Genomic DNA, 9,578 nt, shown 5'->3' on the forward strand with positions numbered 1-9,578 from the left:
GGAGACGTGTATACCCATAACAATACACGTATACCTCTTTGCAACTTTTGCAAAGAGGTTTTTTTATGTCTCTAAATCCTTTTCACCCTACGGTCATTATTTCGTGAAGGAGTTGTGAAAATGCAACATTTTACATCGGTAAGCCAGTTAACTAAAGAGGAAATTTATTCATTATTAGAAATGGCAGAGGCACTGAAAGAAAACCCTCTTCCTCTCTCAAAACAAATATTTGTGGCTAATCTTTTCTATGAACCAAGTACGCGAACAAAAATGAGTTTTACAGTAGCTGAGCGAAAGCTTGGAATGGAAGTACTCGATTTTCACCAAGAAAGTTCAAGTGCAACAAAGGGAGAGTCGCTCTACGATACTGCAAAAACCTTTGAAGCAATTGGGGCGGATATGCTTGTGATTAGACATTCTTCGGATCAATGGATAGAAGAGCTACAGCATGGTTTATCAATTCCCATCCTTAATGCGGGGGCAGGAAAGGCAGAACATCCAACCCAGTGCATGCTTGATCTATTAACAATTTATCAGGAGTTTGGCAGTTTTCAAGGTTTGCAGATTACCATTGCAGGAGACATCAAACATAGCAGGGTCGCTAAATCAAATGCTGAGGCGCTCACAAGGCTTGGTGCGAATGTCGCATTTAGTGCTGCGCCAGAGTTTATCGATGAATCTCTTCCAATTCCCTATATCAGTATGGATGAAGCAGTACACAAAAGCGATGTGATGATGCTTTTACGTATTCAACATGAAAGACACGGCAATGAAGGGGACTATGCAGAATACCTAGAGCGCTATGGGTTAACGAAAGAACGAGAGCAACAAATGCTTTCACATGCCATTATTATGCATCCAGCACCAGTAAACAGAGGGATTGAAATAGATAGTTCCCTGGTAGAGTGCGAGAGGTCTCGCATATTTAAGCAGATGAACAATGGAGTGTATATCCGCATGGCTATTATGAAAAAAATACTTGGAGAGTGGGGGAAATTAAATGAAATTACTACTGAAAAACGCCAAAAGGCTATCGTCAGCATCTGAGGAAGAAACGTATGAGGTATTAATTATAGATAACAAAATTGCTGAAGTTGGAGAATGTTTAGAAGTTACGGCAGACCAAACGATCGATTGTGAGGGAAACCTACTTCTTCCAGGTTTTATAGATGTGCATATTCACTTACGTGAGCCAGGGGGAGAGCATAAAGAAACGATTAAGACTGGTACAAAAGCGGCTGCTAGAGGAGGATTCACCACGGTCTGTGCCATGCCGAACACGAATCCTGTACCTGATGATGTACAGTCTGTGCATTCACTCTTGGAAAAGATCCAGTTAGAAGCAGAAGTGCGAGTACTTCCTTATGCTGCGATAACAAAAGGTTTGCAAGGAACAGAAATTACCGAAATTTCCAAGCTGTCCCAGGAAGGAGTCTTTGCCTTCACGGACGATGGGGTAGGCATTCAGACAGCTGATTTTATGCTCCAAGCCATGAAGCAGGCTGCTGCTACTGGAAAGGCAATTGTTGCCCATTGCGAAGACAATTCCATAGTTTATGGTGGGGTAATGCATGATGGTGAAGTCAGTAAGGAATTAGGGTTACCAGGGATTCCGTCACTAAGTGAATCAGTACAAATCGCTAGAGATGTATTACTAGCTGAAGCTGCTGGGTGTCACTATCATGTTTGTCATGTGAGTACAAAAGAATCGGTTCGCGTTATCAGAGATGCTAAAAAGGCAGGCATTCATGTAACAGCAGAAGTCACCCCACACCATCTTTTGCTAGATGAAACGGCTGTAAAGGAAGATAACGCGAATTATAAAATGAACCCTCCTTTAAGAGCTGTAGCTGATAAAGAGGCATTGCTTGCGGGACTATTGGATGGAACAATAGATTTTATTGCGACAGACCATGCGCCACATGCAGAGGATGAAAAAGCAAAGGGCTTCCAAGATGCTCCATTTGGTATTGTAGGACTCGAGACAGCATTTTCACTATTATATACCCATCTAGTCCAAACTGAAAAATGTAGCTTGCAACAATTAGTAGGTTGGTTGACTGTTCGTCCAGCGGAAGTATTTAACCTACCTTATGGCAAGATAGCAGAGGGAATAGCTGCAGATTTAACATTAGTTGACTTAAAGAAGCAGAATAAAATTAATAAAAACAGTTTCTTTTCAAAAGGGAAAAATACACCATTTCATGAATGGGAAGTACAAGGTGTCCCAGTCTTAACCATCTCGGAAGGAAAGATTGCCTACAAGGAGGATGAACATGAATAAAAAGCAGCTCGTATTAGAAGATGGAACAGTATTAAACGGAGAAGGATTTGGAAGTGACCGTATGATGGTAGGCGAAATAGTCTTTAATACAGGGATGACAGGCTATCAGGAGATTATTACTGATCCATCTTATTGTGGACAGATTGTAACCATGACCTATCCGCTTGCAGGCAATTATGGAATAAATCGAGATGACTTTGAAACCGTCCATCCATTCATTCATGGATTTATCGTAAAAGAAACCTGTGAGATTCCATCCAATTTTCGTAGTGAAGAAAGCCTTGATAGCTACCTTAAGGCTCATGATATTCCTGGCGTATATGGGATTGATACAAGAAAGTTGACTAAAATAATTCGTAAACACGGTACGATGAAAGCAATTATCGCAGATCAAAGCGAAGATGTAGAAACACTGCTTGAAAAATTACATAGACAGAAGCTACCAACAGATCAAGTGCCTAAGACTTCGACTATTAAGCCTTATGTTGTGCCAGGCAGAGGCAGAAGGATTGTTCTAGTCGATTTCGGAATGAAACATGGCATTTTGCGTGAACTCACAAAACGAAATTGCCATATTATAGTAGTGCCATACAACTATAGTGCAGAAAACATCCTTCGATTAAAACCAGATGGCATCATGTTGACAAATGGTCCAGGAGACCCTAAGGATGTCCCAGAAGCAATTAACATGATAGCAGAGCTTATTGGAAAAGTGCCGATCTTTGGGATTTGTCTAGGTCATCAATTACTGGCACTTGCCTGTGGAGCCGACACAGAAAAGATGAAGTTTGGGCACAGAGGATCCAATCACCCAGTCAAGGACTTGGACAAAGAAAGAACTTATATAACATCACAGAATCATAGCTATGCAGTTAAAGAAGCTTCACTTACAAATACAGATTTACAGCTTACTCAAATTGCTTTAAATGATGGCACAGTAGAAGGGGTAAAGCATAAGCATTATGCTGCATTTTCTGTCCAGTACCATCCTGAGAGCTCTCCAGGTCCAGATGATACGAATCATTTATTTGATCAGTTTTTGGAATTGATTGACGAAGCCCAGAGAAAAAACAAGGAGGAAGCATATGCCTAAAAATACAGACATCCAAAAAATACTTGTGATTGGGTCAGGTCCCATCGTAATTGGTCAAGCAGCGGAATTTGACTATTCCGGAACACAAGCTTGCCAGTCATTGAAAGAAGAAGGATATACCGTCATTTTAGCTAATTCCAATCCGGCCACAATTATGACAGACCATACAGTGGCGGATAAAGTATATATGGAGCCATTAACAGTAGAATTCTTAACGAAGATTATTCGGAAAGAACAGCCTGATGCCTTGCTCCCAACTTTAGGCGGTCAAACAGCACTAAATCTGGCAGTAGCGCTCGAGGAAACTGGAATACTAAAAGCCTATGGTGTTACATTATTGGGAACATCGTTAAATGCGATTCAACAGGCAGAAGACAGAGAGAAATTCCGTTCCCTTATGAAAGAACTTGGTGAACCAGTACCAGATAGTATGATTGTAAACACGGTAGAACAAGCCTGTGAATTTGCAATAGAGATTGGCTTTCCGCTAATTGTAAGGCCAGCATATACAATGGGTGGAGCTGGTGGAGGCATGTGTTATGACATGAAAGAGTTAAAGGAAACTGCTCGAAGTGGACTCACATTATCCCCAGTAAACCAATGTCTGATTGAAAAAAATATTGCAGGATACAAAGAAATTGAATACGAAGTAATGCGAGATAAAAACGACCAGGCTATCGTTGTATGTAATATGGAAAATGTCGATCCTGTAGGCATACATACTGGTGACTCCATTGTTGTAGCACCATCTCAAACACTTAGTGATCGAGAGTATCAAATGTTGCGGAATGCCTCTTTAAAAATAATACGCGCTTTGGAAATAGAGGGCGGGTGTAATGTGCAACTGGCTCTTGATCCGAACAGCTTTGATTATTTTATTATTGAAGTAAATCCGCGTGTAAGCAGATCCTCTGCACTTGCATCAAAGGCTACAGGTTATCCGATAGCGAAAGTAGCAGCGAAAATTGCAATTGGATTAACATTAGATGAGATTGTAAACCCGGTTACAGGAAAGACGTATGCATGTTTTGAGCCAGCATTGGATTATGTCGTCACAAAAATTCCTCGTTTTCCATTTGATAAATTTGTAACAGGTGACCGAAAGCTTGGCACCCAGATGAAAGCAACTGGAGAAATCATGTCTATTGGTCGAAACTTTGAAGAATCATTACTTAAAGGAATTCGTTCGCTTGATATAGGAACAGAAGAGCTATGGCTTAGCAGTTTAACAAAAGAGAATAATGAATTTCTTATCTCAAGCCTAAAAAAAGCAAATGATGAGCGGATCTTCGTATTAGCAGAAGTACTGCGTAGAGGCATGACGATTGATGAAGTATTTGAGCATACCAAGATAGATCGTTTCTTCCTTGTGAAACTAGCAGGCTTAATTAAGTTGGAACAAGAGATAGAGAATAAACCAGAGTCTATTGAACTATTAGAAAGAGCGAAGAAGTTAGGTTTTTCTGACTCCCATATTGCTCGGTTATGGAATCTGTCTGTAGATGATATTTATCAACTAAGATCTGATGCTGGCCTTCGCCCGGTTTATAAGATGGTGGACACCTGTGCAGCAGAATTTGAATCTGAAACACCGTATTTCTATAGCACCTATGAAGAAGAAAATGAATCCATCGTCTCGCCACGAAAGAAAATCCTTGTACTGGGATCAGGGCCAATTCGCATTGGGCAGGGAATAGAATTTGATTATGCTACGGTCCATTCTGTACTAGCCATTAAAGAAATGGGTTATGAAGCAATTATTATGAACAATAATCCGGAAACTGTTTCAACAGATTTTAGTATTAGTGACAAGCTATACTTCGAGCCACTCACACTTGAGGATGTTATGCATGTTATTGATTTAGAACAGCCAGAAGGAGTTATCGTACAGTTTGGGGGTCAAACGGCGATTAATTTAGCTGCAGGTCTTGAAAGAAGAGGGGTGAAAATCCTTGGCACAAATTTAGAAGCAATTGACCGTGCAGAGGATAGAGATAAATTTGAAATTTTACTAGATGAACTAGATTTGTTAAGACCAAAAGGGAAAGCTGTTAAGAAAATGGACCAGGCTTTAGATGTAGCAAATGAAATTGGCTATCCTGTATTGGTTAGACCATCCTATGTAATTGGTGGAAGTCGGATGGAGATTGTCTATAACGAAGATGAACTAAAGGCATACCTTGCAAAAACGACAAACATGAACACAGAGCATCCTATTCTTGTAGATAAATACATTACCGGAATCGAAATAGAGGTGGATGCAATCAGCGATGGTGAAACGACCATTGTGCCTGGGATTATGGAGCATATTGAGCGTGCAGGGGTCCATTCTGGAGACTCAATCGCCGTTTATCCTCCACAGCGGATCAGTGAAACGGTGAAGGCAAAATGTATGAAAGCTGCAGAGCTTATTTCAGAGGCATTGCATGTGAAGGGTCTGATAAACATTCAGTTTATCGTGAGAAATGACGAGGTCTATGTACTTGAAGTTAACCCACGCGCTAGCAGAACCATTCCTTTCTTAAGTAAAATTACAGGAGTGACAATGGCTAATATTGCCACAAAATGTATTCTCGGTACACGATTAAGGGATATCGGTTATAAAACAGGTATTTTACCAGAAAATGATTATGTAGCTGTGAAAGTTCCTGTCTTCTCATTTGAAAAGTTACGCAGCGTAGATACAATTCTTGGACCAGAGATGAAGTCAACTGGTGAAGCAATTGGCTATGATAAAACATTAGAAAAAGCTCTATACAAAGGGTTAATTGCTTCTGGGCTAAGCATTCCACAAGAAGGTGCTGTGCTCTTGACTGTGGCAGATAAAGACAAGGAAGAAATGCTAGAAATAGCAGAACGTTTTCATCAACTTGGTTTCCAGTTGTATGCAACCAAAGGGACCGCGACTTACGTGAAGAAAGCAGGATTGCCAGTTTCTGAGGTAGCTAAAATTGGTGCTGACGAGCCTAATGTGCTTTCAATTATTGAAAATGGAGATGTACAGTTTGTTATTAATACGTTGACTTCAGGTAAGCAGCCAAGGTCTGATGGTTTTATTATTCGCCGGGAATCTGTGGAACATGGCATCGCTTGTCTCACAAACATGGATACAGCAAATGCTATCTTAAATGTCATTGATTCTACAACATTTAGTGCGACGGAAATAAAACAAAAAGAGGTTGTTTTATAATGAAAAAAGAAGAATTGATCGTAAAGAATTCAACAGAGATCGCGTTGGAAACTTATGAAATGGTGCTAGAAAACAGCTTCATCAGCATGACAGCAAAGCCTGGTCAATTTCTTCACCTGCTAATTCATGGACACACGTTAAGACGCCCAATTTCCATTGCGAGTGTAGATAGAGATAAAAACACTGTGACAATCTTGTTTAAGATCAATGGTTCGGGCACAAAGCATTTAGCTGACTATCAAATCGGTTCTGTAATAAATGCATTAGGTCCTGCTGGGAATGGATTTACGCTGGAACCTGAATCATCTACGATTCTATTAATTGGGGGAGGAATCGGCGTACCACCACTCTATAATTTAGGAAAAAAACTTGTGGATAATCAAAAAAAAATCATATCTATACTCGGTTTTCAGACAAAAGACTATGTGTTCTATGAACAAGAATTTAAACAGCTCGGGGAAACACATATTGTAACGAATGACGGTTCATATGGGTCACAAGGATTTGTAACGGACGTAATCGGGAGTATTGCAGACTTTGATACCTATTACTCTTGTGGCCCCTTACCAATGTTGAGAGCAGTCTCAAAAGAACTGGTCCATAAAAATGGTTATATTTCGCTTGAAGAAAGAATGGGCTGTGGTGTTGGGGCTTGCTTTGCTTGTGTCATACCAACAGATCACAATGGAGGCTATCGTAAAATTTGTAAAGACGGACCTGTCTTTCATCATCAGGAGGTAAATCTATGAATTCCTTACAAGTAGAATTACCTGGTCTAAACTTAAAAAATCCAGTCATGCCCGCGTCTGGATGCTTTGGTTTCGGACGTGAGTACAGTGAATTTTATGATCTAAATAAGCTTGGGGCAATCATTATGAAGGCGGCAACCGGTGAGGCAAGGTTCGGAAATCATACGCCAAGAGTTGCAGAAACGGCGTCTGGAATGCTAAACGCCATTGGATTACAGAACCCAGGAGTAGAGAGCATTATTGAGCACGAGGTGTCCTTTTTGAGAGATTATCAGACTCCCGTTATTGCTAACATCGCTGGTAGTTCGTTAGAGGAATATGAGCACGTTGCGCACTCTTTTAATGAGACAGATCATGTTGCCGCACTTGAATTGAATATATCCTGCCCCAATGTAAAAGAAGGCGGAATTCAATTTGGCACCGATCCTGTTATGGCAGCGCGTGTAACAGATCGGGTTAAACAAGCAAGTAATCTCCCAGTATACGTGAAACTTTCACCTAATGTATCGGATATTACAGCGATGGCGAAAGCAGTCGAGTCTGCAGGCGCTGATGGCTTGTCTATGATTAATACGCTAACTGGCATGCAGATCCACCTTCCTTCTCGGAAGCCTCTCCTTGCTAATAAAACAGGTGGATTATCTGGACCGGCTATTAAGCCAGTTGCAATCCGCATGATTTATGAAGTACGGCAGCACGTATCCATCCCTATAATTGGGATGGGAGGCATCACTACTGCAGAAGATGTGCTGGAATTTTTACTTGCTGGTGCCAATGCTGTTGCCATTGGGACAGCTAATTTTCAAAACCCATTTGTGTGTCCAGAAATTATTGATGCATTACCGGAAACATTAAAACGGTACGGATTTTCATCTGTTCAAGAGGTTGTTGGAAAGGGGATACTTACATGAACCAATCTGTTTATCTAGCACTAGACTTTCCTAATTGGGAAGAAACAAAGCATTTTCTTCACACAAATCAATTAGCTGGTGTCCCTGTAAAAGTCGGGATGGAACTTTTTTACAGGGAAGGTCCGAAAATCATTGAATATCTAAAACAAGATAATCATCCGATATTCCTTGACTTAAAGTTGCATGATATTCCGACAACTGTTATGAAAGCAATGCGTAATATTGCCAAGCTTGATGTAGAAATGGTAAATGTGCATGCACTGGGAGGAGCGGAGATGATCAAGCGGGCAAAAGAAGGCTTGACTGTTGGAAACTCTGGTAAGACGAAGTTAATCGCTGTTACCATGCTAACATCGATGGACAAACAAGCAATGAATACAGAATTACATATCCCAGGAGAGGTGGATGAGAAGGTAAGTCATTTTGCGAGATTTGCTAGCAGCAATGGAGCTGACGGCGTGGTTTGTTCCGTACATGAGACAGAGAAAATAAAAACAGAATGTGGAACGTCCTTCTTAACTGTGACGCCAGGCATTCGACTGGATGGAACGGAAGACAATGACCAGAAACGAATTGCCTCACCAAAATTTGCTAAGAAGCAAGGCACGGACTATATTGTCGTAGGTAGAAGTGTGACAAAAGCAGTAAATCCAAAAATGGCCTATGAGCGTGTAATAAAGGAGTGGGACAATGGTATTATCGTATGAACTGGCAAGAGATTTACTAGATATTAAAGCAGTACAAGTAAACCCATCAGATTATTTCACATGGACCTCAGGTATAAAATCACCAATTTATTGCGATAATCGACTTACGATGTCACATCCGCAAATAAGAAGAAAAATCACCAAGGCTTTTATGGAAATGATTGATAGGATGCCAGTAAAGCCCGATGTTATTGCTGGTTGTGCAACTGCTGGTATTCCGCATGCTGCATGGCTCGCCGATAAAATGGATTTGCCAATGGTATATGTACGGTCAAAGCCTAAGGGGCATGGCAAAGGCAATCAGATCGAAGGTGCTTGTACAAGCGGGGCAAAAGTTCTCGTAATTGAAGATCTAATTTCGACTGGAGGATCTTCTCTGGAAACAGCCAGGGTATTACAAGAGCAAGGAGCGGAAGTGCTTGGTGTCCATGCCATTTTTTCCTATGGATTGAACAAGTCAGCACAACTATTTGAAAAAGAAAACATATGTCTAGAAACAATAACAGGCTATGACGAGCTGTTAGATGTGATGGAAGCCGATAATCGTCTTACAAAGTCAGAGCATAAGCAGTTAATAGACTGGAGAAATAACCTTTAAGTATAACCAACCTGAGAATCAAAATAAGCTGATTCTCAGGTTGGTT

The 9,578-nt window shown here is 40.7% G+C and carries 8 protein-coding genes; all 8 read left to right on the plus strand.

The genetic code is table 11. The annotated features are described in order from the left end of the window. Nucleotides 1-120 precede the first annotated feature (120 nt). From K3T81_RS15320 to pyrE, 8 genes are read left to right on the plus strand one after another with little or no spacing between them, the layout of a single operon-like run. Nucleotides 121-1,047, plus strand: coding sequence for an aspartate carbamoyltransferase catalytic subunit (locus K3T81_RS15320; protein ID WP_238020894.1), 927 nt, complete (start codon nt 121-123; stop codon nt 1,045-1,047). Continuing rightward, complete coding sequence (locus tag K3T81_RS15325) at nt 1,001-2,284, plus strand: dihydroorotase (protein WP_238020896.1); 1,284 nt, start codon at nt 1,001-1,003, stop codon at nt 2,282-2,284. Before K3T81_RS15320 ends, K3T81_RS15325 begins: the two co-directional genes overlap by 47 nt. Then, nucleotides 2,277-3,377 (plus strand): glutamine-hydrolyzing carbamoyl-phosphate synthase small subunit, encoded by a 1,101-nt coding sequence (gene carA, locus K3T81_RS15330; RefSeq protein ID WP_238020900.1) that lies wholly within the window; start codon nt 2,277-2,279, stop codon nt 3,375-3,377. The genes K3T81_RS15325 and carA overlap by 8 nt, the downstream gene beginning before the upstream one ends. Continuing rightward, on the plus strand, nt 3,370-6,567 hold the full coding sequence (gene carB, locus K3T81_RS15335; protein WP_106896597.1) for a carbamoyl-phosphate synthase large subunit: 3,198 nt from the start codon (nt 3,370-3,372) through the stop codon (nt 6,565-6,567). Before carA ends, carB begins: the two co-directional genes overlap by 8 nt. After that, complete coding sequence (locus K3T81_RS15340; RefSeq protein WP_238020902.1) at nt 6,564-7,316, plus strand: dihydroorotate dehydrogenase electron transfer subunit; 753 nt, start codon at nt 6,564-6,566, stop codon at nt 7,314-7,316. Before carB ends, K3T81_RS15340 begins: the two co-directional genes overlap by 4 nt. Continuing rightward, nucleotides 7,313-8,227, plus strand: coding sequence for a dihydroorotate dehydrogenase (locus K3T81_RS15345; RefSeq protein ID WP_106896599.1), 915 nt, complete (start codon nt 7,313-7,315; stop codon nt 8,225-8,227). The genes K3T81_RS15340 and K3T81_RS15345 overlap by 4 nt, the downstream gene beginning before the upstream one ends. Next, nucleotides 8,224-8,934, plus strand: a complete 711-nt coding sequence (gene pyrF / locus K3T81_RS15350) for an orotidine-5'-phosphate decarboxylase (RefSeq protein WP_106896600.1) — start codon at nt 8,224-8,226, stop codon at nt 8,932-8,934. Before K3T81_RS15345 ends, pyrF begins: the two co-directional genes overlap by 4 nt. Next, a complete protein-coding gene (gene pyrE / locus K3T81_RS15355; protein ID WP_238020901.1) occupies nt 8,918-9,532 on the plus strand; it encodes an orotate phosphoribosyltransferase in 615 nt (204 codons plus the stop codon). Before pyrF ends, pyrE begins: the two co-directional genes overlap by 17 nt. The last annotated feature ends 46 nt before the right edge of the window (nt 9,533-9,578 follow it).

This window comes from Oceanobacillus jordanicus (genome assembly GCF_022095695.1).
Lineage (GTDB): Bacteria > Bacillota > Bacilli > Bacillales > Amphibacillaceae > Oceanobacillus_B > Oceanobacillus_B jordanicus.